Origin of the sequence: Variovorax sp. CCNWLW235 (assembly GCF_037204085.1) — a bacterium.
Taxonomy (GTDB): domain Bacteria; phylum Pseudomonadota; class Gammaproteobacteria; order Burkholderiales; family Burkholderiaceae_C; genus Variovorax.
Genome location: NZ_JBBCBW010000005.1, coordinates 46,596 through 71,494 on the forward strand (window position 1 = coordinate 46,596; position 24,899 = coordinate 71,494).

At 67.3% G+C, this 24,899-nt stretch carries 23 protein-coding genes; 18 read left to right on the forward strand and 5 right to left on the reverse strand.

Annotation, left to right across the window (positions count from 1 at the left end; genetic code table 11):
• The first annotated feature begins 27 nt into the window (after positions 1 to 27).
• The gene (ilvB, locus tag V9L21_RS07770; RefSeq protein ID WP_337310643.1) at positions 28 to 1,809 is read left to right on the forward strand and encodes a biosynthetic-type acetolactate synthase large subunit; all 1,782 of its coding nucleotides are present in this window, start codon (positions 28 to 30) and stop codon (positions 1,807 to 1,809) included.
• Positions 1,810 to 1,865: 56 nt separating this feature from the next.
• On the opposite strand, the gene V9L21_RS07775 is transcribed toward ilvB, so the two are convergent.
• Positions 1,866 to 3,614: a hypothetical protein gene (locus V9L21_RS07775; protein ID WP_337310645.1), complete on the reverse strand. Its 1,749-nt coding sequence runs from the start codon at positions 3,612 to 3,614 to the stop codon at positions 1,866 to 1,868.
• A 399-nt stretch (positions 3,615 to 4,013) separates the two neighbouring features.
• Between V9L21_RS07775 and V9L21_RS07780 the strand changes: the two genes are divergently transcribed.
• The 9 genes from V9L21_RS07780 (at position 4,014) to fae (ending at position 11,957) form a co-directional block, all read left to right on the forward strand.
• Complete coding sequence (locus tag V9L21_RS07780) at positions 4,014 to 4,694, forward strand: helix-turn-helix domain-containing protein (RefSeq protein WP_337310647.1); 681 nt, start codon at positions 4,014 to 4,016, stop codon at positions 4,692 to 4,694.
• Positions 4,695 to 4,765: 71 nt separating this feature from the next.
• Positions 4,766 to 5,074, forward strand: coding sequence for a hypothetical protein (locus V9L21_RS07785; RefSeq protein ID WP_337310649.1), 309 nt, complete (start codon positions 4,766 to 4,768; stop codon positions 5,072 to 5,074).
• A 186-nt stretch (positions 5,075 to 5,260) separates the two neighbouring features.
• Entirely contained in the window at positions 5,261 to 6,307 is a 1,047-nt protein-coding gene (locus V9L21_RS07790; RefSeq protein WP_337310651.1) for a beta-ribofuranosylaminobenzene 5'-phosphate synthase family protein, read from the forward strand.
• 55 nt (positions 6,308 to 6,362) lie between these two features.
• Complete coding sequence (locus tag V9L21_RS07795; RefSeq protein ID WP_337310653.1) at positions 6,363 to 7,283, forward strand: NAD(P)-dependent methylenetetrahydromethanopterin dehydrogenase; 921 nt, start codon at positions 6,363 to 6,365, stop codon at positions 7,281 to 7,283.
• Positions 7,284 to 7,303: 20 nt separating this feature from the next.
• On the forward strand, positions 7,304 to 8,452 hold the full coding sequence (locus tag V9L21_RS07800; RefSeq protein ID WP_337310655.1) for an ATP-grasp domain-containing protein: 1,149 nt from the start codon (positions 7,304 to 7,306) through the stop codon (positions 8,450 to 8,452).
• Entirely contained in the window at positions 8,449 to 9,456 is a 1,008-nt protein-coding gene (gene mch / locus V9L21_RS07805; RefSeq protein WP_337310657.1) for a methenyltetrahydromethanopterin cyclohydrolase, read from the forward strand. Before V9L21_RS07800 ends, mch begins: the two co-directional genes overlap by 4 nt.
• Before the next feature lie 10 nt (positions 9,457 to 9,466).
• Positions 9,467 to 10,423 carry an ATP-grasp domain-containing protein gene (locus V9L21_RS07810; RefSeq protein ID WP_337310659.1) on the forward strand — a complete coding sequence of 319 codons (957 nt, stop codon included), beginning with the start codon at positions 9,467 to 9,469 and terminating at the stop codon, positions 10,421 to 10,423.
• The gene (locus V9L21_RS07815) at positions 10,423 to 11,361 is read left to right on the forward strand and encodes a triphosphoribosyl-dephospho-CoA synthase (RefSeq protein ID WP_337310661.1); all 939 of its coding nucleotides are present in this window, start codon (positions 10,423 to 10,425) and stop codon (positions 11,359 to 11,361) included. Before V9L21_RS07810 ends, V9L21_RS07815 begins: the two co-directional genes overlap by 1 nt.
• 83 nt (positions 11,362 to 11,444) lie before the next feature.
• Positions 11,445 to 11,957, forward strand: a complete 513-nt coding sequence (gene fae, locus V9L21_RS07820) for a formaldehyde-activating enzyme (protein ID WP_337310663.1) — start codon at positions 11,445 to 11,447, stop codon at positions 11,955 to 11,957.
• 70 nt (positions 11,958 to 12,027) lie between these two features.
• On the opposite strand, the gene V9L21_RS07825 is transcribed toward fae, so the two are convergent.
• Positions 12,028 to 12,570 (reverse strand): dihydroneopterin aldolase, encoded by a 543-nt coding sequence (locus V9L21_RS07825; RefSeq protein ID WP_337310665.1) that lies wholly within the window; start codon positions 12,568 to 12,570, stop codon positions 12,028 to 12,030.
• 215 nt (positions 12,571 to 12,785) lie between these two features.
• On the opposite strand from V9L21_RS07825, the gene V9L21_RS07830 reads away from it, so the two are divergent.
• Genes V9L21_RS07830 through V9L21_RS07850 form a run of 5 tightly spaced genes read left to right on the forward strand, consistent with a single transcriptional unit; the run spans position 12,786 to position 18,234 of the window.
• On the forward strand, positions 12,786 to 14,831 hold the full coding sequence (locus V9L21_RS07830) for a sigma-54-dependent Fis family transcriptional regulator (protein ID WP_337310667.1): 2,046 nt from the start codon (positions 12,786 to 12,788) through the stop codon (positions 14,829 to 14,831).
• Between the two features lie 19 nt (positions 14,832 to 14,850).
• Positions 14,851 to 15,504: a flavoprotein gene (locus V9L21_RS07835; RefSeq protein ID WP_337310670.1), complete on the forward strand. Its 654-nt coding sequence runs from the start codon at positions 14,851 to 14,853 to the stop codon at positions 15,502 to 15,504.
• Positions 15,483 to 16,958 carry a DUF6513 domain-containing protein gene (locus V9L21_RS07840; protein ID WP_337310672.1) on the forward strand — a complete coding sequence of 492 codons (1,476 nt, stop codon included), beginning with the start codon at positions 15,483 to 15,485 and terminating at the stop codon, positions 16,956 to 16,958. The genes V9L21_RS07835 and V9L21_RS07840 overlap by 22 nt, the downstream gene beginning before the upstream one ends.
• Complete coding sequence (locus tag V9L21_RS07845) at positions 16,955 to 17,536, forward strand: DUF447 domain-containing protein (protein ID WP_337310674.1); 582 nt, start codon at positions 16,955 to 16,957, stop codon at positions 17,534 to 17,536. Before V9L21_RS07840 ends, V9L21_RS07845 begins: the two co-directional genes overlap by 4 nt.
• 5 nt (positions 17,537 to 17,541) lie before the next feature.
• A complete protein-coding gene (locus V9L21_RS07850) occupies positions 17,542 to 18,234 on the forward strand; it encodes a (5-formylfuran-3-yl)methyl phosphate synthase (RefSeq protein ID WP_337311045.1) in 693 nt (230 codons plus the stop codon).
• A 38-nt stretch (positions 18,235 to 18,272) separates the two neighbouring features.
• On the opposite strand, the gene V9L21_RS07855 is transcribed toward V9L21_RS07850, so the two are convergent.
• From V9L21_RS07855 to V9L21_RS07865, 3 genes are read right to left on the reverse strand one after another with little or no spacing between them, the layout of a single operon-like run.
• Complete coding sequence (locus V9L21_RS07855; protein WP_258505724.1) at positions 18,273 to 18,872, reverse strand: amino acid kinase family protein; 600 nt, start codon at positions 18,870 to 18,872, stop codon at positions 18,273 to 18,275.
• Positions 18,872 to 19,963, reverse strand: coding sequence for a hydantoinase/oxoprolinase family protein (locus tag V9L21_RS07860; protein ID WP_337310678.1), 1,092 nt, complete (start codon positions 19,961 to 19,963; stop codon positions 18,872 to 18,874). Before V9L21_RS07860 ends, V9L21_RS07855 begins: the two co-directional genes overlap by 1 nt.
• Positions 19,950 to 20,936 carry an ATP-grasp domain-containing protein gene (locus tag V9L21_RS07865; protein WP_337310680.1) on the reverse strand — a complete coding sequence of 329 codons (987 nt, stop codon included), beginning with the start codon at positions 20,934 to 20,936 and terminating at the stop codon, positions 19,950 to 19,952. The genes V9L21_RS07860 and V9L21_RS07865 overlap by 14 nt, the downstream gene beginning before the upstream one ends.
• 41 nt (positions 20,937 to 20,977) lie before the next feature.
• On the opposite strand from V9L21_RS07865, the gene V9L21_RS07870 reads away from it, so the two are divergent.
• The 3 genes from V9L21_RS07870 (at position 20,978) to V9L21_RS07880 (ending at position 24,892) form a co-directional block, all read left to right on the forward strand.
• Positions 20,978 to 21,715: a HisA/HisF-related TIM barrel protein gene (locus V9L21_RS07870; RefSeq protein WP_337310682.1), complete on the forward strand. Its 738-nt coding sequence runs from the start codon at positions 20,978 to 20,980 to the stop codon at positions 21,713 to 21,715.
• Positions 21,716 to 21,968: 253 nt separating this feature from the next.
• Complete coding sequence (locus V9L21_RS07875; RefSeq protein ID WP_337310684.1) at positions 21,969 to 23,213, forward strand: formylmethanofuran dehydrogenase; 1,245 nt, start codon at positions 21,969 to 21,971, stop codon at positions 23,211 to 23,213.
• Entirely contained in the window at positions 23,210 to 24,892 is a 1,683-nt protein-coding gene (locus V9L21_RS07880) for a formylmethanofuran dehydrogenase subunit A (protein WP_337310686.1), read from the forward strand. The genes V9L21_RS07875 and V9L21_RS07880 overlap by 4 nt, the downstream gene beginning before the upstream one ends.
• The last annotated feature ends 7 nt before the right edge of the window (positions 24,893 to 24,899 follow it).

Consider the following 24,899-nt stretch of genomic DNA (forward strand, 5'->3'; position numbering starts at 1 on the left):
TGCATCAAAGCCGGAAGAATCGACGGCATGCGACTGCTCGATCTTCCTCCCGCTTCTTCTCCACCCGTGCAGCCGGTGCCTGTGCTCCGCTTGCGCAACGGGGCCGAGGCGCTGCTCGACACCTTGGTGGAGTGCGGCGTAGACACGCTTTTCGGCTATCCCGGCGGCGCCGCGCTGCCGCTTTACGACGCCCTTCATGGCGAGCCGCGGCTGCGCCATGTACTGGTGCGGCACGAGCAGGCGGCGGTGCATGCGGCTGAAGGCTATGCGCGCACCACGGGGCGGGTGGGCGTGGTGCTCGTCACTTCGGGGCCTGGCGTGGGCAACACCATCAGCGGCCTGCTCGACGCCATCAGCGATTCGGTTCCGCTGCTGTGCATCAGCGGCCAGGTGGCAACCGGGGTGATCGGCACGCAGGCTTTCCAGGAGAGCGATGCGCTCGGCATGTCCCGCCCGGTGACCAAGTGGAACCAGCAGGTGCGCGAGCCTGACGCTGTGCCGGCGCTGGTGCGGCGCGCACTAGAAATCGCTGCATCGGGGCGGCCGGGGCCGGTGCTGCTCGACGTACCCAAGGACGTTCAGCTTGCGCGGCTGGGCCATGGCGCCGCACCCGCGCCGATGCGCGCATTGCGCACGGGGAGGGCGGCGCTGCCGCCGCGCGCCATGCTGCAGCGCGCGGCCGACCTGATTTCAACTGCGCGTCGGCCGGTGCTCTATGGCGGCGGCGGGCTGATCAACTCGGGCCCTGCCGCGTGCGAGGCCTTTGCACAGCTGGTGCACCGGCTGCACGCACCTTGCACGCTCACGCTCATGGGGCTCGGCGCCTTTCCTGCATCGGACCGCAAGTTCATCGGCATGCTGGGCATGCACGGCACGCTGGAGGCCAATCTTGCAATGCATGAGGCCGACCTGGTGGTGTGCGTAGGTGCGCGCTTCGACGACCGCGTCACCGGCAAGCTCGACGAGTTCTGCCCGCATGCGCGCAAGATCCATATCGACATCGACCCGGGCAGCATCAACAAGGTGGTGAAGGTCGACGTGCCGATGGTGGGCGATTGCGGCGCCATCGTCGATGCCTTGCTCGCGCTGCTGCCGGCCGAGAGCTTTGCGCCTGAGCGGCTCGCGCCGTGGTGGCAACGCATCGAGCGCTGGCGTGCGGAAGATTGCCTTGGCTTCGAGCCGCGCGGCGATGCAATCTTGCCGCAGCAGCTGATGGCGTCGCTGCAGCAAGCCATTGGCGGGCGCGATGCCATCGTGTCGACCGACGTGGGCCAGCACCAGATGTGGGCTGCGCAATATCTGCGCTTCGAGCAGCCGCGGCGCTGGCTGACTTCGGGCGGTGCCGGCACCATGGGCTACGGACTGCCGGCGGCCATCGGCGCGCAGGTGGCGCACCCGGAGGCATTGGTCGTTTGCGTGAGCGGCGATGCGTCGGTGCTCATGAACATCCAGGAGCTTTCAACGGCCGTGCAGCACCGCACGCCGGTAAAGCTGGTTCTTTGCAACAACGGCTACATGGGCATGGTGCGCCAGTGGCAGGAGCTCAACCATGGCAACCGGCTGAGCCACAGCTGGAACGAGGCGCTGCCCGACTTCGTGGCTCTGGCCAAGGCCTTCGGCTGGGGCGCACGGCGGGTGTCGGACCCCGCCGAGCTCCAGGCAGCCCTGGCTGAATGCCTTCAGAGCGACGGTCCGTTCTTTCTCGACGTGCAGGTCGCGCCGCAGGAGAACTGCTTTCCGATGATGCCGGCGGGGCACGGGCATCACCGCGTCATGCTGGGAAAAGACCGCTGGTTCGAGGAGCGCTGAGCGGCCTTGATGCACGAGATGCGCGCGGTGGTCGCCCGGTCTGCAGACCTCCGTCTTCAGGAGTGGCCGTCCACGCGCATCTGAAAGAGGAAGTAGGGCGGTATGCACGCGCCCCGGCCTTCGGGCTGGCCTTCTGCCTGCGCGCAAATGAAGTCGTCGCGGCAGGGTTGCTGCGCCGAGCAGCTGCGCAGGTTTCCGGGCCGCGTGTGCTTGCTCAGGCATTCCCCAAATGGTTTGTTCGCAGCCAGGCACTGGTTGAAGTCGCTGAGGATGGCGATGCCGCCGCAGGTGCCGTTCTTGTCAAGCGGGTCGCACGGACCGGAGCACATGCCACCCGGAAAACCGACCGAGGTTTTCTCGCAGACGGAAAGGGCGCCTTCGCAGGCGATGCGCGGCAGTTTCTCTGCGCGATCGAGCCTGGGGTTGGCAGACTGCGTGATGCGGGTGGGCTCGCAGCTTGCGCCGACAGTGGCCTTTTCCGCCACGCCATTGCCGTCGTGCAGCTCGGCCAGCGGACGGAACGGGTCGGGCTGCGGTGTCGAAAGCGCGGCATGCACATAGCGGCCCCGCCGCGAAAGTTCGTCCTGCAGGTGCGGCGATTGCGGCAGCGCGAGCGCATTGCCCGTGGTGAAGGTGCGCGATGCGCCGCGCCGGTCGACGCCCAGCAAATGAAAGCCCGCAACCGCGCGGCTCTGGTGGCAGCCCGCGCAGCTCAGGTCGTCGAGCCGGCGCAGCACCGCCTGCGGCGATTGGAGCGTGCGGCTGCCGGGCACGGCCTGCCACTCGCTTGCTGAAAAGACCTGGGCAAACGGGCGGTTTGCCAGCCGCTCCAGACCGCGCGGTGCGACCGAGACCGCTTCGGTTGCCAGAAACTTCTCGGGCAGTTGCAGCGTGGCCTCGTCCAGAGCGCGCATGTTCGCGGGCTGCTGCAGCCACTGCCGAAGCTCGTTGCGCAGCGGAGCGTTGGCCTTGAGCCGTGCGACGTCGGGCGTGTTCTCCAGCGGCGCTACGTTGAAGCGCCGCGCGGCTGCGTTCCAGCGGAAGGCGCGCAGCATGTATTCCGCGTGGCCACCCAGGTCGGGCCGCACCGCGGAGGGCCAGCGCACGCTCTGCAAATTGGTGGTGATCTGCGCAATGCGCGCCGGTGCCAGGCGCTGCGGCGCCAGCGGGCCGTCGGGCGATACCAGCCAACGGCCCAGCGCTTCGTCCGTCATCGATGGCTCTGGCGGTTGCCAGCGCCGCGCAGTGGCGGCGCAGCTGCCGTTTGCATCGGGCGCATCGCCACGCAGTTCGATGTTGACGGTCATCGGCAGGCGGGACTGCATTGCCGGTGTGCGGTAGGCCAGCCGGTACACCAGCCGTGTTTCGCCGCAGGCGCCGTTCTGGAATGGCCGGCGGTCCATGCGGTTGGCTACGCCCACGAGCTCGAAAAACGCATCGGGGCTTGCGAGCCAGCGCGCGTCGAACAGCCGGTGCGGATAGCGGGAGATGCCGACACCGGCCTGCCTGTCGCTGCGCTGGATGCGGGCAAGGCTTTCGCTCAGCGGAAGGGCGACGGATTGCCAGGCCGGCGAGCGCATCAGCAACTGATTGGTGGCGATACCGTCGGGTGATGAGGACGCCTCTGCGAACCAGCGGCCAAAGCCTGCTCCCGATTTTTCGGCCAGTTGCAAGGCGGCCGGAGAAGTGACGAGAAGCAGCGGCCGCTCGGCCGCGTGCGCCGCAGCGGCGGGGGCCAAGGCGAGGGAGGCAAGGAGCGCCAGGGTCGGGAGGCCGGCGGGCAGGCTCTGTGTGAGGAGGGGCACGCGGCCGATTGTGCCGCGCCGTTTCATGGGGAAATCCCGCTCTGGGTGATTGCACCGACGTTGCGGCGCAAACGAACAGCTTTGTCGTTTCCTAACCGCCTTTTTGCGGACTTAGTTTGCGTTTTTTGGGGGCTCATCGAAGCGTGCGTAATCTTGCGGACATATGGTGCGCAATTTAAGGGGACTCAAACTATTGGTTTCTTTAGATTCTGCGGTCATGTCGGAATTCGTTAACGCATGCGAACAGTCCTCTGGATCGCGATGCACTCCGACCCAACTGCTTCCTGTGCAGGAAGCGATTGACCGCGAGAACCCATTTTGCAAATTGCCGTACTAGATCCGACACTTCGATCCCGAGAGCTGGCGCGCCGTGCCATCTGCAGGTTGGGCCATGTGCCAGTGACCTTTGTCACCCTGGATGAACTGCAGGAGCATGGCGCCGGAGTCGAAAACTTTGGTGTTTTCCTGCTCGCCTGCCCCAGGGACCCCGCTTTGTTTCAGCCGCTCATCGCCCGGGTGCGCGAAATCCTGGGCCACCAGGTCCCCTTGATTCTCAGTGCGTGCAAGAGCCAGTTCCGCGTCATGTCGGTTCTTCATGCGGATGCCCTTTCGACCGTGGTGCATGCGCCGTCTTCGTTCGAAGACACCTACCGTTTGCTCGAAACCGATTTGCTGCGCCGCGGAGTGCCCATTGCGGAGCGGGTGCTCGAATGGCAGGGCTATCGCTTTGTGCTGGACGAGGACAAGGCAGAACTTGCCGGTGCTGCCATCAAGCTGCGCCCCCGCGAGTTCGATCTGGCGGTGGCCTTCTTTCGCAACGTCAACCGGCTTTTAACGCGCGAATGGCTCTTTGTGAATGTCTGGGGAAGAAAAGAAGAAGAGAGCGGCTCCGTTTCCCGATCGCTGGATGTCAGCGTCTCGGGCCTGCGACGCAAGCTGGGCCTGCATTTCAAGCTGCAGGCGATCTGGGGCCAGGGCTATCAGCTGAGCGACATGCCCGAACGCTCCGACGATCAGAGCCAACGCTTCTTGAGCCGGATGGCCAGCCTGGAAAGCGGCATGGGCAAGGCTATTGGTTGAGCCAGGCTGCCATGGTGCTCCAACAACAAACGAGCCAAGCGGCTCAAAACGCAATGAAAGAAGCCGCAGATATGCTGAAAGCTGAAGAAAGATTCAGCCGTCCGATGGATCTGCCGATTCTTATTGGAAGCGAGTGCACATATGTTCCGGTGATTGCTGCCTTCAGGCGCGTGCCGAGCAACAACATCGACGACTGGCTCATTTCCAACGGCCAACCCCGCAGCGACCGCGACCTGGCTGCGGAGGTCCTGCTTGAAGTCCGGGGCTTGCCCAGCGTCGACGGCCATCGGCGAGGGCGGCACTACAGCGTGATCGAAGTGCTCGAGTTCGAGCGTGCCGCAGCGCTGGTGATTTCGACCTTCCTGGCGGAATCGCGGTAGCGCGGCGCCGCACTTCGGCGGCCATCTTCCTGCTGGCGGAAGGGCGTGACACATTGTCACGCTCCTGGGACATCGCCCGCCTTGCGCGTGCGCAAAGCCGCGGCGCCGCCCTGTGGGCGCATGGACGGAACGGCCCTTGCTATGACAAGCAAGTCCATGACTTCGTCCCGCCGCCCGAATCCGCCCATGACCTCCGCCGACTTCGCCGTTGCTCCGCGGCACGACCTGAGCCTTCGCACAGTGAACGTGAGTGCTCCCGGGCGCTTGCACCTGGGTTTTCTCGACCCGTCCGGCACGCTGGGGCGCTCGTTCGGCAGCCTGGGGGTGGTCATCGAAGGGTTCACCACCGAACTCGAACTGACAGCCTCCGACTCTGACCGCCTGGCAGCCGACACGCCGGCCGCGGAGGCGGAGCTCGACCGGGCTGCAGCGCATCTCCAACGGCTGAAGCAGCGCAGCGGCTGCCATGCGCCGCTTTCGCTGAGGTTGCGCCGGGTGCTGCCGGCGCATGCGGGCTTTGGCTCGGGCACCCAGCTGGCATCGGCCATCGGGCGGGCCTTTGCCGAGTGGCATGGTCTCGATCTGGGCACCGCCACACTGGCGCACTGGCTCGGCCGCGGGCTGCGCTCGGGCATTGGAATCGCGGGCTTCGATACCGGCGGCCTGCTGCTCGATGGTGGCCCCGGTCCCGATGGCCTGCCCGCGCCGCTCTTGTCGCGCATTGCGTTTCCGCCGGCGTGGCGCATCGTCGTCGTCCAGGATCCCGCGCACCGCGGCCTTTCGGGCGGAGAAGAAAAAAAAGCCATCGCAGCCTTGCCGCCGTTGCCGCAGACGGCCGCTGCCGAAATTTGCCACCAGGTTCTGATGCGCGTTCTGCCCGCCGCCGCCGGCGCGGAGTTCGCACCGTTTGCCGCCGGCATCAACCGCATGCAGCAGCTGCTCGGCGAGCACTTCGCGCCGGCGCAGGGCGGCATCTTCACCAGCCCGGCGGTCGCGCGGCTGATGCAATGGTTCGCGGATGCCAGCCGCTCAGGCGGCGCCGCCATCGGCCAGAGCTCCTGGGGGCCGACCGGCTTTGCCATCGTGCCCACGGAAGCGCATGCGCAGCTGCTTGTGGATGCCGCGCGCGCATCCGAACGCGCCGCACCGCAGCTGGAACTGCACATTGTCTCGGGCCGCAACAGCGGCGCACTGGTGCACGACCGCATCGCGCCGCAGCCGCACGCTCGTTGAATTCACCGCTGTCGTCCCAACCCGACGCCACTTCTTCCACACCACGCAGGCTCTCATGGAACGTCCCCGCATTCTTCACATGTTCACCCCCGGCCCCCAGATGAGTCCCTTCGACATCAACATGGCGGCGGACGCGGGCTACCAGATCATCGTGCCTTACTGCGATGTGGCCCTCGACCGAATCACGGGCCTGACGCAAGACACCATCTTTTCGCGCGGGCCCAAGGGCGTTGCGCGCACGGGCATCTTCATTGGCGGGCGCGACGCGCAGCTGGCGGCCGACATGCTCGAGCGCGCAAGAACCTCGATGGTCAAGCCCTTTGTTGTCTCGCTCATGGCCGACCCGAGCGGCGCCTACACCACCGCCGCGGCCATGGTGGCCTGCGTGGAGGCCGCCCTGAAGCGCCACCATGCCCAGGGCCTTGAAGGCCAGCGCGTGGTGATCCTTGGCGGCACCGGTCCGGTGGGGCGTGTGGCCGGCGTGATCGCGGCACAGGCCGGTGCCGACGTATACCTCTCCAGCCGCAACGGCATCGATGCGGCGCAAGACGCGGCGGACGAAACCGGTCAGCGCTTCGGCGTCAAGCTGCACGGCCTTTCGGGCGGCGACCCCGATGCCGTGCGGCGCTCCATCGCAGATGCCGACGTGCTGCTGGCCTGCGCCGCCGCGGGCGTGCAGGTGGTCTCGAGCGAAGCGCTGGGTGCCGCGACGCGGCTCAAGGTTGCCGCCGACGTGAATGCCGTGCCGCCCGAAGGCATTGCCGGTGTCGGTGTGATGGACGACGCGAAGCCGCTTGCCGGCACGCAGGCCGTGGGCATCGGCGCGCTGGCCGTGGGCAACGTCAAGTACCAGACGCAACACCGGTTGCTGGTGCAGATGTGCGAGGCCGAGAAGGCGCAGGTGCTGAGCTTTGCCGAAGCCTTTGCGGTGGCGCGCGCGTTCCTGGTCGAGCAAGCCGCGACGAAGGCGTCTTAACAAGCGCTCCCCCTCGCGAAATGCAGACCATTGCCGTTGCAGCCATCTCCGCGCGCGCCATGGCCGAGGCGGCGGCGAACGACGGCTTCAACGTCGTTGCGCTCGACCTCTTCGGCGACGCCGACACGCGCCGCGCCGCATCGCGCTGGTTGCCGATCGGCACGCCTGGCAGTTTGCAGATCGAAGCGGCATGCACGCTGGCCGCATTGCGCCAATTGGCCGAAGAAGGCGAGGGCGGCGACCCGGTAGTGGGTTGGATTGCAGGCAGCGGCTTCGAGGGTGAGCCCGGCTTGCTCGAGCAGGGTGCAGCTGTGCTGCCCTTGATCGGCACCGCGCCCGATGCCGTGCGCCGCCTGCGCGACCCGGCGAGCTTCTTCGGATTTCTTCGCGCACGCGTGATGCCGTACCCGCAGGTGCTGCTCGAACCTCCGGAGGACCCTGCCGGATGGTTGATGAAAGACGCGCGCGGCTGCGGCGGATGGCATGTTCGCCATGCGCCTTGGTCGGTGGAAGAACCGCTGTCGTCGCACCACTACTTCCAGCGAGAGATGCCGGGCCGGCCGATGTCCGCCACCTTCATCGGCAACGGGCGCGAGGTTCACGTGCTCGGCTTCAATGAAATGACCGTGCGGCGTTTTGGCGCGCGGCCTTTCGTGTTCTGCGGCGCGGTCGGGCCGGTGCCCGTGCCGGAGAACATTGCGATGCGCGTGACCGAGATCGCTCGCGCGTTGACTGCGGAGTTCGAACTGCGCGGCCTGTGCAGCCTCGACTTCATGCGCGACGGCGATGCCATCGGCGTGCTTGAAGTCAACCCCAGGCCACCCGCGAGCATGAGCCTTTACCGTTGGCCGGCAGGCGCGCCGGGCCTCATGCAGGCGCACCTGCGCGCTTGCCTGCACGGTGAGTTGCCCGCGATGCCTGCGCATGCGCAAGACATGGAAGGCTTCGAAATAGTCTTCGCACGGCGCCCCATGCAGCTCGAAACCGCCGCGGCCCGGCAAATCGCGCAATGGCCAGGCATCCGCGATATTCCGTGCGCCGGCCAGCGCTTCGATATCGACGACCCCCTCTGCACCCTCACCGCGAGCGGTACCAGCGCGGACGAGGTGCGCGCCCGCCTCGGCGAAAGCCGCCAGCGGCTGTTGCAATCACTGGAGACATCGGCATGAGCAACACCCCACCGCCGGCCTTCGCCGCGGGCCTGAGCGTCAACCGCATGGCGCGGCCTCTGGTCGAACGCCTGCTGCACGATGCCGATGCGCTCGGGCTGCAAGTGCGCCGCGACGAGAGCGGCGTGCACATCGTCGATGCCGGCATCGAGGCGCCGGGCAGCATCGAGGCCGGCCTGCGCGTCGGCGAGATCTGCATGGGCGGCCTCGGCCATGTGCACTTGCGCAGCGGCAGCGATGCCGAGGGCTGGCCCACATGGCTCGACGTGCGCAGCTCGCAGCCCGTGCTGGCGTGCCTAGGCAGCCAGTACGCCGGCTGGAGCCTTTCAGCAACCAAGGAGGAAACCGGCGGCAAGAAGTTCTTCTCGCTCGGCTCCGGCCCGGCGCGCGCACTGGCGGTCAAGGAAAAACTCTTTACCGAACTGGACTACCGCGACAACGCAGAGTGCGGCGTGCTGGTGCTGGAAGTCGATCGCGCTCCGCCGAAGATCGTGATCGACAAGCTGCTGCGCGATTGCAACCTGGCGGCCGACGCGCTCACGCTGATCCTCACGCCCACCACAAGCCTTGCGGGCACCACGCAGGTGGTGGCGCGCGTGCTCGAGGTGGCGCTGCACAAGTCGCACGAGCTTGGTTTTGCGCTCGCCAATATCGTCGATGGCGCAGGCACCGCGCCGCTGCCTTCGCCCAGCGCTGATGGCGTCGAGGCAATGGGGCGCACCAACGATTCCATTCTTTACGGTGGCCGCGTGCATCTCACGGTTCGGGGCGACGATGAGGCCGCACGCGAACTGGCCCGCGCGTTGCCATCCCGCAATTCGCGCGATCACGGCCGCTCGTTCGCCCACATCTTCAAGGAGGTCGAGTACGACTTCTACAAGATCGACGGCGCGCTTTTTGCGCCTGCCGAAGTGTGGGTGAGCAACATCGACAGCGGCAACACATGGCACGGCGGCGCGCCCGAGATGGCGCTGCTGCAGCGGCTGTGGCTGCAGCAGGCATGAGGGCGCTTCGATGACCACGCGAATCGCCATCATGACGGACGAGATCGGCTGGCATACCCGCCAGCTGCAAGCCGCGTTGCGCGCACGCGGTGCGGTGGGCCGCTGCGTCGACTTGGCCGACTGCAACATCGACACCACCGCAGCGTGGCACGGCCTCGTGATTCCCGGCTATGGCCGCGAGCTGCCCGACGCGGTGCTGGTGCGCGGCATTGCCGGCGGAAGCTTCGAGCAAGTGACCAAGCGGCTGGGCGTGCTGCATGCGCTGCGCGAGCTTGGCGTGCCGGTCTACAACGATGCGCGCGCCATCGAGCGTTCGGTCGACAAGTCGATGACCAGCCTGCTACTGCATGCAGCGCGCATTCCCGCTCCCGCCACATGGGCCACCGAGTCGGCGGCACAGGCCAGGCGCATTGCCATGCGCGAAACGGCCGCGGGGCACGCGCTGGTGATCAAGCCCTTGTTCGGCTCGCAGGGCAAAGACCTGCAACTCGTGGGCGAGGTAGACGGCGTACATCACCCCATGCCCGACACCGACGCGCGCTATGCGGGCCTTGCCTATCTGCAGCGCTTTGTGCCGCCTATGGGCTCGCCCGGTTTCGACTGGCGTGTGCTCGTGGTCGGCGGGCGTGCCATTACCGCGATGCGGCGCGTGAGCACGCACTGGGTTCACAACGTGGCGCAGGGCGCGCGCTGCGAGCCCGCCCAACTCGATCCGGCACTCGTGCAAATGGCCGAAGGCGCGGCGCATGCACTCGACATGGACTATGCGGGCGTAGACCTCATCGCCGCCGCCAGCGGGCCGAAGATCCAGGTGCTGGAAGTCAACGGCGTGGCAGCCTGGCAGGGGCTGCAGCGCGTCACGGGCTTCAACATTGCCCGCGCCATCGTCGACGACCTTCTCGACCGCAAGATGGTGCAGAGCCGCAGCCGCTTGCAAGAAAGCCTGCCTCCGGAGCGCCGTGCCTGATGAATGCGAGGCAGGCCGCCATCGAACGGGCGCGTGCCTGCTTCCTGCGCGCCTGCTGGCTCGATGTTGCAGTGCGCAAACCGGGCAACGTCAGCCGCGATTCGCCCGGCCACCGCATGCAGGCCTCGATGTTCATCGATAGCGCCAAGGCTGCCGCAGGCCCGCTGTTCGAGCCCGGGCTGCGCGTGGGCGAACGCATCGAAGCCGCTGTGGAAGCCACTTGGGCGGTGGCGGGCTGCAACACCAACCTCGGCATCTTGCTGCTGTGCGCGCCCGTAGCCGTGGCCGTGGAGCAGAACCCCGCCGCTGCCGCGCCTGCGGCATTGCGCGCCGCCGTGGAGTCCGTGCTGGCCACGCTCGACATCGACGATGCGCGCGCCGCCTACCGCGCCATCGCGCGCGCGCACCCGGGCGGCCTCGGAAGCGCGCCGGAGGAAGATGTGCATGACGCCCCAACGGTCGATCTGCGCGCGGCCATGGCGCTTGCGGCCGACCGCGACCTCATCGCGCGGCAGTACCGCGACGGCTTCGCGGACCTGTTCGCGCTCGCATTCCAGGTGCCGGTGTACCAGGCAGGCCTGGTCGATGCGCCGGCCGGCACCGACGCACCCCCCGATGCGGCCACTGTGGCTTCTGTCCAACGGCTTTACCTCGCCTGCCTGGGCGCCTTTCCCGATTCACACATTGTTCGAAAACACGGCGGGCGCGTGGCACAGACTGTCATGACGGCGGCGCAGGCCTGGCGCGAGCGCGCCGGCGAGGGCGCGGTGCTCGACGCGGACCCCGAATTCGCGGCATGGGACGTTTCGCTCAAGGAGGCGGGCATCAACCCGGGAACCAGCGCCGATTTCACCGTGGCCGCGCTGCTGCTGTCGGGCTGGATCCGCTCTTGCCCGGTGCCTGCTCGCGGCCCGGCGTGCGGATGGCACGGATCGTGATAACCATGGCATTGCGCTGGTCGTTCTGACCGGTGTCGTAATGACCCTAACCACCTTGGACCTCTAAGAGGAGACCCGAAACCATGGCAAAAATAGATCGACTGATGGTGGGCGAATCGCTCGTCGGCGACGGCAACGAAGTAGCCCATATCGACCTGATCATCGGACCGCGCGGAAGCGCCGCCGAGACCGCCTTCGCCAACGCGTTGACGAACAACAAGGACGGCTTCACTTCGCTGCTCGCAGTGGTGGCGCCCAACCTGCTGACCAAGCCTGCGACCGTGATGTTCAACAAAGTGACCATCAAGGGCGCCAAACAGGCGGTGCAGATGTTCGGTCCGGCACAGCGCGCCGTGGCACTGGCGGTGGCCGACAGCGTCGAGGACGGCACCATTCCCATGGCCGAGGCCGACAACCTGTTCATCTGCGTCGGTGTGTTCATCCACTGGCTTGCCGACGACGACAAGAAGATCCAGGACTACAACTATCAGGCTACGCGCGAATCCATTCAGCGCGCAGTGGCCGGCTTGCCGACCGCGGCTGAAGTGGTCGACAAGAAGGGCACCACGGCACATCCGTTCGCCGCGCACCTCTGAGTGAGAACCTGAAAGGAAGAAGCCGACGCGTGAACCGGGTCGGCTTCTTTTTTCTTGCCCGGTGTTTCGTTCAGTGTTTCGCAGGCACCATGCCGCTGGCAAGAAACTTCAGCACGGTTGCGCTGTGGGCAGGCTTCGAAGCACGGTGCGTTGCCGCATGGCGCTCGATCTGCACACCGACCGCTTGCACATCGTCGAACTTGCGCGGCTTCACGACCTTGACGCGTACCCAGCTGGCATTGAACTCGTCGATCAGGATGTCGGCGATGGCCTCTGCAAAGGCCTCCAGCAGCTGCAGCCGGTGTTCCGCCATGAGGCGCAGCAGCCGCTCGCGGACCACGCCGTAGTCGATGGTGTCGCCGATGCGGTCGGTGTCGCAGGCGCGCGCGCGGGGCAGGCCGGCATGCACGTCGATCACCAGCGGCTGCGCATGATGCAGCTCCGATTCGTGGATGCCGATGACCGTGTTGCCTTGAAAGCCCTCGATGAAGATCAGGTCCATGGGCGTTGCACTCCCGGACGCGGGCGCCTCGCCGGTGCCAGCGGACGCACTGGAAGCACGAGGAACATTCGAGGCAAAGTGGCCGATGGAAGGGCTCTGGCTGGTGGTCAAGCGATGTCTCCAGTGGATTCGAATGTGTTTGAAAGTGTGTCTGCAGACGAGGCGATGCCCCCATGCAGGATTCATCAACGCAAAATGCAGGCCAGACAGAGCGGATCCACTGCGGCGCTTTTCACTGCTTGGTGTTTCACCGGGTGTGCAGCGTGTCGGCAAGTACAACAATGGACCGACCAAGGAGACACGATGGAACGCGCTGGAGACATCCAATGACATTGACGCTGCGACAAGGCGACAGACACGCCGACCGGGTGCTCGACGTGGTGAGGCGAGGCTTTCACGAAGAGGGCAACGACCTGGTCACCCGCTCCTGGAGCCGCTGCCTCAACCAGTACCAGCTCGATCCGGGCCGTCCGCGCGAACCGGTGGTCATTGCGTCTTCGGCCTTGCAGAGCCGGCGCAACCAGCATGCCGACGTCATCGAATGCGCACGCTACGAGATGACCACGCTCTACCAGCAGTTGGCAGATGCGGAGTCCGCCGTGGTGCTGACCGATACCGACGGCGTCATCGTGCACATGGTGTCGTCGCCGGAGTTTGCCGCCGAGGCCGAGCCCATGGGCTTGCGCGCAGGTGGCATGTGGGGCGAGGCCGAGGCGGGCACCAACGGCATGGGCACCTGCCTTGCGGCCGCGCACCCGATCTCGGTCCGGCGCGAAGAACACTTCTTCAGCCACTTCACGCAGCTCACGTGTTCGGCGGTGCCGGTGTTCGATCCGTCCGGCGAGATCATCGCCGTACTCGACGTGACCAGCCGCTCCAGCCTTATGCAGCAGCACGTGCTCGTGCTGCTTGGCATGACCGCACGCATGATCGAGAACCGGCTTATCGACAAGCGCTTCTCGAACGCGCATCCGCTGCACTTTCACAGCCGGCCAGAGTTCGTCTACACGCTGCACGAAGGCAAGCTCGCCGTCGGCGACGACGGGCGCATTCTTGCGGCCAACCGCAGCGCCTTGTTCCAGCTTGGCGTGCAAACGATGGACGAGATCCGCACGCAGCGCATCGACGACCTGTTCCAGACTTCGCTCGAAGACATCGTGCAGCGCAGTCTTTCTTCTTCGTTCCACCCGGTGGTGGCGTACAGGGCCAACGCGGCGCTGCGCTTCTTTGCGGTGGCGCGCCGGCCTGCATCCGATGCGGCAACGCCGGCGCGCGCGCGTGCCGCCGGTGCCATCGCGGCGCCCATGGCGGCCGAGGCGGGAGCCGAGGCCTTTCGTGCGCCGCTGCGGCCCGCGGCAGCGCGCGCGCCCGGCATTCGCACTTTCAAGGATGCGCGGCTCGTGGCGCACCTGGACACCGCGCGCCGTGTGGTCGCGCGCCGGACCCCCGTGCTGCTGTGCGGCGAAACGGGCTCGGGCAAAGAGGTTTTTGCGCGCGCCATCCACGAGACCAGTCCGCATGCCGAAGGCGCTTTCGTCGCGGTCAACTGCGCAAGCCTGCCCGAGACGCTGATCGAATCGGAACTCTTCGGCTACAAGGCCGGCGCCTTCACCGGTGCGCAGCGCAGCGGCCGTCGCGGCAAGATCCTGCAGGCCGACGGCGGCACGCTGTTTCTCGACGAAATTGCCGACATGCCGCTGGAGCTGCAGGCCCGCCTGCTGCGCGTGCTCGACGAGCGGCAGGTCACGCCGCTGGGCACCGAAGAAACGCACCCGGTCGACTTCCAGCTTGTGAGCGCAAGCCACCAGCACCTGCCAAGCCTGGTGCGCGAAGGGCGCTTCCGCGAAGACCTTTATTACCGGCTGGCCGGCATCGAACTCGACCTGCCCGCGCTGCGCGACCGCACCGACAAGCGCGAGCTGATCCACGACGTGCTGAAGGACGAGGGCGGCAGCGACTGCAGGCTCGGCGAAGATGCCGAGCGCATGCTCATGGCCTATCCGTGGCCGGGCAACCTGCGCCAGCTCCGCCACGTGCTGCGCAGCGCTGCCGCGCTCGCAGACGGCAAGACCATCACGCGGGAGCACCTGCCTTCGCTTGTTGCAAGGGCTGCACCTTCGCCCGCACCGGCCTATGCATTACCTGCCGCAGCCATCGAGACGGCGGACGCGCAAGGCGAAGCCGCTGCTTCCGATGCGCCCCCGGCCGTCAAACTCAATCCGATCCAGGCCAACGAGCGGCAGGTGCTGCTGCAGATGCTCGAGCAGCACCGCTGGAACGTGAGCAACGTCGCCAAGGCGCTCGATGTCAGCCGCAACACCTTGTACCGAAAACTCCACAAGCTTCACATCGAGATCTCTCCACCCGATTGAGCCGGCAGGCTCGCCAGACATGACGAACGGAGGGACACCGGAAAAGGGCAAGATCGATCCGCGCGGTGCGGGCCTGGCAGTGGAAGACGGCGAGCCGCCGTTGCCCGCCTCGCCGCCGCGCTCGCGGCTGGCCTGGTGCATCACCGGTTCGGGTCACTTTCTCGAGGAGTCGCTTGCGCTTGCAGAGCGGCTGCCTTCCGTGGACCTGTTTCTTTCGGCCGCGGCGGAAGAGGTGTTGCCCATCTACAAGCTGCACATCGAGGCGCTGAAGTCGCGCTTTCGGGTGTTCCGCGACAAGACGGCCAGCGGCGTGCCCGTGGGCATGCTCTACGACGACATCTATCACACCGTGGTGGTGGCGCCGGCCACCAGCAACACGGTGGCCAAGTGCGCATTCGGCATCAGCGACTCGCTGCCGACCAACATGTTTGCCCAGGCCGGCAAGCTCGGCATTCCTGGCATCGTGTTTGCATGTGACACAGAACCCGTGGTGGTGACCAAGTCACCGCACGACTGGGTCACGCTGCGTCCAAGGCGCATCGAACTGGACAACGTGGAGCGGCTGCGCGGCATCGATTTTTGCCAGGTGGTCTCGTCGCCCGCCGAACTCGAAGCCGTGCTCGATGCACGCATGAAGGAACTCTCTCTCGCATGGAACACATCGTCTTCCTGACCGGGCGCCTCGCCCAAGCCAGCCTCTCGCGGGTGCTGGCCGGCATAGAGGCGGCACCGTTCACATGGGAAGTGCGGGAGATCGGGTTGCAGGTGGCCGCGTTGATGACGGCCGACATGATCCGCCGCCGCGTTGCGGCACCGGTGGTTACCGAGGCTGAAGGCGAGGGCGCCGCACCGCGCCGCGCCGACCGCATCATGGTGCCGGGCCGCTGCCGCGGCGACGTCGAGGCCTTGAGCCAGTACTTCGGCGTTCCGGTGGAGCGCGGGCCGCAAGAGCTGAAGGATTTGCCGCGCCATTTCAACCGCAGCGCGCGCGCCATCGACCTGAACGAGTACGAGGTCGCGATCTTTGCCGAGATCGTCGATGCACCGCGGCTCACCGTGGCGCAAATCGTCGAGCGAGCCCGGCAGCTTGCGGCCGATGGGGCCAACGTCATCGACCTGGGCTGCCTGCCCGAAACGCGCTTCGACCACCTGGCAGAAAGCGTGCAGGCGCTCAAGGCCGCGGGCTTTCAAGTGAGCGTCGATTCAAGCGATCCGCAAGAGCTGCTGCTCGGCGGCAAGGCCGGCGCCGACTACCTGCTGAGCCTGACGCTCGACAGCCTGTGGATTGCCGACGAAGTGGCCGCAACGCCGGTGCTGATACCGCGCGTGCCGGCCGATGAAGAATCGCTGTACGAAGCGGTGGCGCAAATGCAGCAGCGTGGCCGCGCATTCCTCGCCGATTCGATTCTCGACCCGATACCCTTCGGACTGACCGCCTCCATCGTGCGCTACCACCGGTTGCGCGAGCGTTTTCCGGATGCGCCGATCATGCTTGGCGTCGGCAACGTCACCGAGCTTACCGAGGCCGACACCAGCGGCATCAACGCGGTGCTGTTCGGCATTGCCGCCGAGCTGAACGTGGCGGCGGTGCTGACCACGCAAGTGAGCCAGCATGCGCGCCGCGCGGTGAGCGAGGCCGACTGGGCGCGCCGCATCATGCATGCGGCGGCCCGCAATGCCACGCTGCCCAAGGGCATGAGCGATGCGCTGATGACGGTGCATGCCAAGCATCCGTTCCCCGATACGCCGGAAGAAATCGGCGAGATCGCCTCGCAGGTGCGCGACCCCAACTTTCGGGTGCAGATATCGCCGCTGGGCCTGCACGTGTACAACCGCGACGGCTTGCGGCTGGGGCAGGGCGCCTTCGAGCTCTGGCCGCAGCTCAAGCTGCAGGACGATGCCGACCATGCCTTCTACATGGGCGTGGAGCTTGCGCGCGCCGAGATCGCATGGCAGCTTGGCAAACGCTATGTGCAAGACCAGCCGCTCGACTGGGGCTGCGCCGCGCCGCGGCCTGCCGAAGACCTTGCGCGCTGGTGCGCACCGGGCACCACGATGAAGACATCGAAGAACAACGCGCAAGAGCCCGGAGCCGTGAGTACGGCCGCCGCGCCATCACCCACATGAACGACCAGATCTTCGAAGCCGTGGTCACCACCGTTGCGCCCGGCGGCAAGCCGCACGTGGCGCCAATGGGCATCCGCTACCGCGAAGACGGCATCCTGCTGATGCCGTTCAAGCCCTCGACCACGCACGACAACATCGTGGCCACTGGTCATGCGGTGCTCAACATCGTGTGCGACACCCGCGTGTTTGCGGGCTGCGTCACTGGCCGCAAGCTGTGGCCCACGCTGCCCGCCGAACGCATTGAAGGCGTACGGCTTGCCGCGGCACTGCGCCACGTAGAGCTTGAACTGGCCGAGCAGCGCGACGACGTGCAGCGGCCGGTGCTGCGCATGGTGGCGGTGCACGAGGCCACCCATGCGCCCTTCGTCGGCTTCAACCGGGCACAGGCCGCGGTGATCGAAGGCGCCGTGTTGGTCAGCCGCCTGCACATGCTGCCCCCCGAGAAAGTGGAAACCGAAATGACCTACCTACAGATTGCCATCGACAAGACCGCCGGCCCCGAAGAGCATGAGGCCTGGGAGTGGCTGCGCACCGCCGTCGCGCAGCACCGCAACGGCACACCGGAGCGCGCATCGTGACCCGCATGCTGGTGAGCGTGCGCAGCGTGGATGAAGCCTTGATTGCCGCGCGCGGCGGCGCCGACTTCATCGACCTGAAGGAACCGAGCGACGGCGCACTGGGCGGCTTACCCGTGGCGACCATCGGCGCCATCGTGAGTGCATTGCGTGCGCACGGCATCGGCCTGCCCGTGAGTGCGACGATCGGCGACTTGCCCATGCATGCGCTGGGCGGCATCCTCGCTCAAGTCGATGCGGTCGGTGCTTGCGGTGTCGACTACGTGAAAGTCGGCATCGAGCGCGGGACCGAGGCCTTTGCGGTGCTCGACGCGCTCTCCGCCTGCGACTGGCCGGTGGTGCCGGTCTTCGTTGCAGACCATGGCATCGACGCGGCGCTGGTCGCGCATGCATGCACGCTCGGGTTTCCGGCGCTCATGGCCGACACTGCCGACAAGCTGGCCGGCAGCTTGTTCGATGCCTTGCCGACGGCGGACCTGCGCGCCTTTGCCGCCCGTGTGCGCGCCTCGGGCCGGCTCGTCGGCCTGGCGGGCGCGCTGCGCATGGCGCACGTTCCCTTGCTGCAATCCCTGGCGCCTGACTTCGCGGGCTTTCGCAGTGCTGTTTGTGTTGCCGATCGCAAGACGGCGCTGTGCCCGGAGCGGCTTGCAGCCTTGGCCGCATCGTTGCACGGCGAGGCTGTGGAGCCTGCAGCGGCCTGAGTACCAGGCGTGGGCGGCCGTGCCCGCGGCCTGCAGCTTCAGCGCGGAACGAAGGTGGCTTCTCCCAGCAGCAGCGCCCGCATGGTCTCCAGCTGATTCTTGTGAAGCAACGTGATCGGAAAGGCCGCATCGCCAGAGCGGTCGGCAAACTGCTGGTCCACCACGCCGGCGTCGCCAAGCTCGCCCAGCGTCATCTGCGGATCGATGGCGCAAGACTTGACCAGCACCAGTTGCTCGGCATTGAGATGCTTTGCCAGGTCGAGCGCAATCGTGTCCGAAGTGGCCTCCCAGCCGGTGCGCGAATCAGGCTTGTCGCGCCGCAGTTCAAGTGGCAGCCACAGCGCGGTTTTTCCGCGCCTCAGCAGGTCGGGGATCTCGGTCTTGCGTGTTGCGAGCTGCAGTGCCGGGTTCAGCGCATGCAGCTGATACGCCGTCTGCGCCATGGCCAGCACCGCCATGTTGTGGGCGGCCAGGTCGTTGAACTGCCAATGCGCCTGCACGCGCCGCACTTCGTCCGCAAAGGTGCCGCCGCCGCAGACCACCGTCACGCGGCCGCCGCCGATCTGCGTGAGCAGATCGAGCCACTGCGGCAGCACCGGGTCCGAGCAAAGGCTGCCGCCGATCTTGACGACCCACATCAGTCGTGCTCCCTTTCGAAAAGCGCCGCCACCGCCACGCTGGGTGCGCACACCTGCGCCCAGGCGGTCGTGCCTGGGGTTGCATGGCGGGCCACGTTGGCGACGTCGCCGCCATAAGAAGCAAAGCGGTGCGGTGCGGAAGCGGCTGTTGCCACTGCCGCCGCAAGGTCCGGTACCAGGAACGCACCGCAGCCCGCACTCACGATCACGGCCTCGCGCGAAAGCGCATGCGCCGCCAGCACGCGGCGCAGCTGCGAACCGATGGCCTCGACTTGCGCGGCGCGCCATGCACGCGCAAGCTCCAGCCATTCTTCCGCGGAGGCATCGCGCTCGTCCAGGCCCACCATGCGCGCAAGCCGCTGGCGCGTGGCAGGCAGGCTCTTGGCCGCGTTGTCGGCGCTCGGGTACAGGTCGTGCGCGGGGTCGAGCTCGCCGCACAGCCTGTAGACGTCGGCCGTGGTGGCGAAGAACTCGTTCATCACGTGGCTTGCCCGGCCGCGCCATTCGATGCGTTGCGTGAGCGCGCACACCGGCGTGCGCACCACGCCGTGGTAGGCGAGCTCTCCGCTCACCAGGCGCTCGGCATCGGTGCGGCTGGCGGCCAGCACGCGCTCGTTGCCGAAGGCGATCAGGTCGGTGGTGGTGCTGCCGATGTCGACCAGCACGCCTTGCGGAAACACCAGCGCGGCATGCCGCGCGGTGGCAAGCCAGTTGGCCGAGGCAATGTGCTCCCAATGCCGCGTGACCTGTGCGGGGGCGCACCAGCCAGCGTCTCCGGCAAAGAAATGCAAGGCACCCGGCCGCGAGGGAAGCGCGGCCGCCAGCGCAGCCGCAATGCCCCGCACGCCGGCTTCACGGTCGGGGAACAGGTCGACCATTTCACCCGTCATGGTCACCGCATGTTGTGCCGCATCGAAAGCCGGCCAGCGCGTTCGCGCGGCCTGCAGCGCGCGCGCCAGATGGTCGAGGCCCTGCCATAGCGGGCAGCCCCATTGCGCCACGTCGACCACCTCGCCGCTTTGCAGCAGGCAGGCCTTCACGTGCGCGCCGCCGATGTCCCACCCGATGGTGGTGCGTTCAGGCGTCGGCACGTGCAAGTTCCCGTTCGGCGAGTTGGCCGCGCCCGCGGTCCGCCAGCAGTTCGGCCGCCAGGTTGCGGCCCAGCGTGGCCGAGAGGCCGACATAGGCGCAGGTGACGCGCGGGTTCACCTCGATCACCACCGGCCCGTGCCGCGGATGCCACACCAGGTCGATGCCCGCGAATCCGAGCAGCCCTGGGATGGCGCGCGCGACCTGCGTGGCCAGTGCGGCCAGCGGTGGCCAGCGCGGGTCGCTGCGGTCCACCGCATCGACGCTCACACCGTCGAACGACAGGCTTCCGTGCGAGTCGATCGAAATGCACTGGCGGTTGATGCTCAGCATTTCGGCATTCTGCTCCGTGCACAGCAGCGAGAGGCTCAGGGCCTCGCCTTCGATCCAGGGCTCCAGCGTCAAGGTGGCGCCGGCCTGTGTGCGCCGGGCCTGGTCTTCGAGCGCGTTGGCGTGGCGCGTGTGCACATGGGTGGCCACGCCGCCGGCGCCGTCGTCGGGCTTGACCACCCAGCGCTGTATCTCGGGCGCATCGGCAAAGGCCAGGGGCGTCGGTACGCCGTGGGACGCCAGGTGCGCGAGGGTGGCTTTCTTGCCCGCCGTCAGTTCGATGGCGCCGGCGCTGCAGCCGAGCCAGCGCGCATTGCCGACCGTGCGTTGGAACCTTGCCAGCAGCCCGTCCGTCTCGGGCGCGACCAGCCACACCACATCGTGCAGCACGCTTTGGCGCGCCACGAAGTCGAAGGCCGATTCGTTGGCGAGCGGCCGAAGCGGCACCGCTCCGGCGGGCAGGGTGTTCCCCGGTTCGCAGACCGCGGCCGAGACCGAACAATCGGCCACGCGCATCAAGTCGGCCACCATGGCGTCGCGCATCGAAAGGCCGAGCGGCAGCAGCTCGTCGGCGGCCGCATCGTCGCCGTAGTCGCTCCAGCCGCCGCCACTGAGATACTCGTAGACAAATACGCGTGTCGTCATTTCATCATCCACTTTCCGGGTACGTTTCCCATCACTTGCCAATGACTTCCGAACTCAACCTGATCCCCGTCGTCGACTTGCTGCAGGGCCAGGTGGTGAGGGCGGTGCGCGGCGATCGCAAGTCGTACCGGCCGATCGTCTCGGCGCTGTGCGCCAGCAGCGATCCGGTGACGGTGGCGCGCATCCTGTGCGAGCACTGCGCGGCGCGTCAGCTCTACGTGGCCGACCTCGATGCCTTGCAGGGTGGAGCGGCGCAGATCGCCGTGCTGGCCGATGTGCTGGAGGCATTGCCCCACGTCGAGCTTTGGCTCGACGTGGGCCTGGCGGACGCCGCGGCCGGCGATGCGCTGCGCAGTCAGCTCGCGCCTTTTGCGTCGCGCATCGTGCTCGTGTTCGGCAGCGAATCGCTGCGTTCGCGCGAGGCCCTCGAGCGCTGCTTCGAGAACGCGAACGGCGAGGCTGAAGCGGGCGCCCCCGGCGCCGCGCTGTCGCTCGACCGCCGCGACGGCCGGCGGCTCGATCAGGCTGGCTGCTGGGATGCCGTGGACCTGTGGCCTCGGCGGCTGATCGTGATGACGCTCGAACGCGTCGGCTCCGGTGCCGGCCCCGACCTGGACACCTTGCAAGAAGTGCGGCGCCTGGCGCCGGGCGCCATGGTCATCGGCGCCGGCGGAATCCGCAGCCCCGAAGACCTGGCGCTTGCGAGTGCCGCCGGCGCCGACGCCTGGCTGGTTGCCAGCGCGTTGCACGACCTGCAGTTGCCGCGGGTGCACCGCTGATCCGGCGGGTCCGGCGCAACGAGGGTGGGTGAGGCATGCCATCAACCCGCCGCACACACGAACCGTGCCATCCCGGGAGGGGCTTGCAAGTACTGCCGATGGCCTCTGCCGGCACGCAATGACCGCCAAAATCGCAACACTGTGTCTCAAACGCGTGTGTCATGAGGGCCTTCTTGTAGCTGTCCGGCCAAGACGCCGCTAGGCGGGCCCGCCCGGGCGGTGAATGGCACATGGCTTGCGTGGTCGCCAGCCCATGAGCGAACTCGACCCCGCCGCCGCGCAGCCCGGCCACCCTCCGTGGACCTGCCCGTTCTGCCCCCTGCTGTGCGATACCTTCGGCGTTGAGGCTGGCCCGCCCGGCACGCCGCTGAAGCTTGTCGGCAGCGACTGCCCGAGGGCCAGCGCCGCACTGGCCGAGTTCGACGGTGCCCCCGTCGCGTCGCAGCCACAGGTCGATGGCAGCGACTGCGACTTCGACACGGCCGTTGCTGCCGCTGCCTCCGTGCTCGCAGCCAGCCATCAACCCCTGTTCGGCGGCCTTGGAACCGATGTGGCGGGTGCCCGCGCGCTGTACGCGCTGGCCTGCGAAACCGGCGCCATCTGCGATGCCGCGCAGGGCCGGGCGATGATGCACGGCCTGCGTGCGCTGCAAGACCGCGGCGGCTTCACCACCACGTTGGCGGAAGCAAGAACGCGCGCCGAGCTGATCGTCTGCATGACGGGCGACCCGAAGGCGCGATATCCGGAGTTCTTCCGCCGATGCGGCGTAGGCGAGCGGGACGACGTGCAGACCGAAATGCTGCCCATGGCAGGCGACATGTTCGATACCGTGGGCCTGCTCGCAGCCTTGGTGGCGGAGCGCATCTCCGCCGACGACGCGCGCGTGCCGCCGGAGCTTGCGGCCTTGTCGGTGCGGTTGCGGGCGGCGCGCTACTCGGTGCTGGTGTACGAGCCGGGCCGGCTGCCGGCACAGGGCGCGTTGATTGTCGAAGCCATCCAGCGCATCGTCGCCACGCTCAACCGCAGCACGCGCGCGGCGTCGCTCTCGCTGGGCGGTGGCGACGGTGCCGCCACGGTCAACCAGGTGTTCACCTGGCTTTCGGGCCTGCCGCTGCGTTCGCGTGCCGGGCCGCTCGGCCTGGAGCATGAGCCGCTGTGCTTCGATGCCGGCCGCCTGCTGGCGGACGACGCGGTCGACGCATTGCTGTGGGTGTCGAGCTACGGCCCCGAGCCCGCACCGCCCTTGGCCGACATGCCGCGCATCGTGCTCGGGCACCCGGGCATGCGGCCGCAGGGTGGGGGGGCGAGTGCGCGCAAGCAGGTGTTCATCCCCGTCTCGACACCCGGCATCGGTTGCAGCGGCCATTTGTTCCGCACCGACGGCTCGGTGCTGTTGCCCCTGCGGCCGTTGTACGAAGACGGACTGCCCAGCGTCGACGACGTCGTCAGGCGCCTGACGCAGTCCGTGAAAGCGCTGAAGCGGGAGAGGGCGCAATGACGACGCTGCGCCTGCGCGGTGGCCGCGTGATCGACCCGACGAACGGCCGCGACGAGGTGTGCGACCTGTACGTGCGCGACGGCCGCATGGTCGATCTGGCGCCGCACGAGGCCGCCACTGAAGAGATCGACATCGGCGGCTGCATCGTCATGGCCGGCGGCATCGACATGCACACCCACATCGGCGGCGGCAAGGTCAACCTTGCGCGCATGCTGCTGCCCGAGGACCACCGCGCCAATGCCAACCCCCTGGCGCTGCCGGACAACCTGCTGGAGCTTGCATCCTGCGGCGGCTGCGCGCCCGGCACCCTGGCCACCGGCTACCGCTATGTGGAGATGGGCTACACGGCAGCCTTCGAGCCGGCCATGATGGCTTGCAACGCACGCCACACGCACATGGAAATGGGCGACACGCCCATTCTCGACCATGGCGCGTACGTGATGCTCGGCAACGACGAGCTCTTCTTGCGTATGCTGGCCGAGGGCTGGGACTTCGAGCGCATTCGCGACTACGCGGGCTGGACCATCAACGCCAGCAAGGCAATGGGCGTGAAGGTGGTGAACCCGGGCGGGATCTCGGCCTTCAAGTTCAACCAGCGCAAGCTCGATGTCGACGAGAACCATGTGCACTGGCAGGTCACGCCCAGGCAGGTGGTGCACACGCTGGCGCGCGCGCTGCGCGAGCTTGGCGTGCCGCATCCGCTGCACATTCACGGCAGCAACCTCGGGGTGGCGGGCAACATCCAGTCGACGCTCGACACCATTGCCGCGCTTGACGGCTTGCCCGGGCACCTCACGCACATCCAGTTCCATGCCTACGGCACCGAGGGGCCGAAGAAGTTTTCTTCCGCTGCGCTGCAGCTTGCGGAGGTGGTGAACGCCAACAAGAACGTGAGCATCGACGTCGGCCAGATCATGTTCGGGCAGACCGTCACAGCCTCGGGCGACACCATGCGCCAGCATGCGCAATCGGGCCTGGCCGATCCGCGCAAGTGGATCGGCGCCGACATCGAATGCGAAGCCGGCTGCGGCGTGGTGCCGTTCCGCTACCGCGAGCAGAGCTATGTGAACGCGCTGCAGTGGGTCATCGGGCTCGAGATTTTCTTGCTGGTCGACGACCCGTGGCGCGTGGTGCTGACCACCGACCATCCCAACGGCGGGCCGTTTACCAGCTATCCGCATCTGATCCGCCTGCTGATGGACCGCAGCTTTCGCGAGGAGCAACTGGCCAAGCTGCACCCCGAGGTGGCGGCGCAGGCCGCGCTGCGCTCGATCACGCGCGAGCTTTCGCTCTACGAGATTGCCATCATGACGCGCGCCGGCCCCGCGCGCCTGCTCGGCCTGCGCGACCGTGGCCACCTGGGTGCGGGCGCCGCGGCCGACATTGCCGTGTACCGCGAAAACGAGAACCGCGAGGCCATGTTCGCCTCGCCCGAATACGTGTTCAAGGACGGCGTGCTGGTTTCGCGCGCCGGGCGAGTCACTGCGGTGCCCACGGGCGGCACGCACTTCGTGGCGCCGGAGTACGACCGCGGCATCGAGCAGCGGCTGCGCCGGCATCTGGCGGCGCACGGCTCGGTCAACTTCGACCACATTGCCATTGGCCACGACGAGCTTTGCCGCTGCTGCAACGGCGGGCGCCTGCTGCCGGCCGAATGCTTCCAGGAGGCGTCGTCATGAGGAAGGC

What these genes read in the sequence shown, in the direction of transcription:
- V9L21_RS07870 (WP_337310682.1), top strand. Translation starts at nt 20,978, where the DNA reads ATGACTTCCGAACTCAACCTGATCCCCGTCGTCGACTTGCTGCAGGGC.
- V9L21_RS07840 (WP_337310672.1), top strand. Translation starts at nt 15,483, where the DNA reads ATGGAACACATCGTCTTCCTGACCGGGCGCCTCGCCCAAGCCAGCCTC.
- V9L21_RS07830 (WP_337310667.1), top strand. Translation starts at nt 12,786, where the DNA reads ATGACATTGACGCTGCGACAAGGCGACAGACACGCCGACCGGGTGCTC.
- V9L21_RS07800 (WP_337310655.1), top strand. Translation starts at nt 7,304, where the DNA reads ATGCAGACCATTGCCGTTGCAGCCATCTCCGCGCGCGCCATGGCCGAG.
- ilvB (WP_337310643.1), top strand. Translation starts at nt 28, where the DNA reads ATGCGACTGCTCGATCTTCCTCCCGCTTCTTCTCCACCCGTGCAGCCG.
- V9L21_RS07815 (WP_337310661.1), top strand. Translation starts at nt 10,423, where the DNA reads ATGAATGCGAGGCAGGCCGCCATCGAACGGGCGCGTGCCTGCTTCCTG.
- V9L21_RS07875 (WP_337310684.1), top strand. Translation starts at nt 21,969, where the DNA reads ATGAGCGAACTCGACCCCGCCGCCGCGCAGCCCGGCCACCCTCCGTGG.
- V9L21_RS07795 (WP_337310653.1), top strand. Translation starts at nt 6,363, where the DNA reads ATGGAACGTCCCCGCATTCTTCACATGTTCACCCCCGGCCCCCAGATG.
- V9L21_RS07850 (WP_337311045.1), top strand. Translation starts at nt 17,542, where the DNA reads ATGCTGGTGAGCGTGCGCAGCGTGGATGAAGCCTTGATTGCCGCGCGC.
- V9L21_RS07810 (WP_337310659.1), top strand. Translation starts at nt 9,467, where the DNA reads ATGACCACGCGAATCGCCATCATGACGGACGAGATCGGCTGGCATACC.
- V9L21_RS07880 (WP_337310686.1), top strand. Translation starts at nt 23,210, where the DNA reads ATGACGACGCTGCGCCTGCGCGGTGGCCGCGTGATCGACCCGACGAAC.
- V9L21_RS07835 (WP_337310670.1), top strand. Translation starts at nt 14,851, where the DNA reads ATGACGAACGGAGGGACACCGGAAAAGGGCAAGATCGATCCGCGCGGT.
- mch (WP_337310657.1), top strand. Translation starts at nt 8,449, where the DNA reads ATGAGCAACACCCCACCGCCGGCCTTCGCCGCGGGCCTGAGCGTCAAC.
- V9L21_RS07845 (WP_337310674.1), top strand. Translation starts at nt 16,955, where the DNA reads ATGAACGACCAGATCTTCGAAGCCGTGGTCACCACCGTTGCGCCCGGC.
- V9L21_RS07790 (WP_337310651.1), top strand. Translation starts at nt 5,261, where the DNA reads ATGACCTCCGCCGACTTCGCCGTTGCTCCGCGGCACGACCTGAGCCTT.
- V9L21_RS07865 (WP_337310680.1), bottom strand. Translation starts at nt 20,936, where the DNA reads ATGACGACACGCGTATTTGTCTACGAGTATCTCAGTGGCGGCGGCTGG.
- fae (WP_337310663.1), top strand. Translation starts at nt 11,445, where the DNA reads ATGGCAAAAATAGATCGACTGATGGTGGGCGAATCGCTCGTCGGCGAC.
- V9L21_RS07855 (WP_258505724.1), bottom strand. Translation starts at nt 18,872, where the DNA reads ATGTGGGTCGTCAAGATCGGCGGCAGCCTTTGCTCGGACCCGGTGCTG.
- V9L21_RS07785 (WP_337310649.1), top strand. Translation starts at nt 4,766, where the DNA reads ATGCTGAAAGCTGAAGAAAGATTCAGCCGTCCGATGGATCTGCCGATT.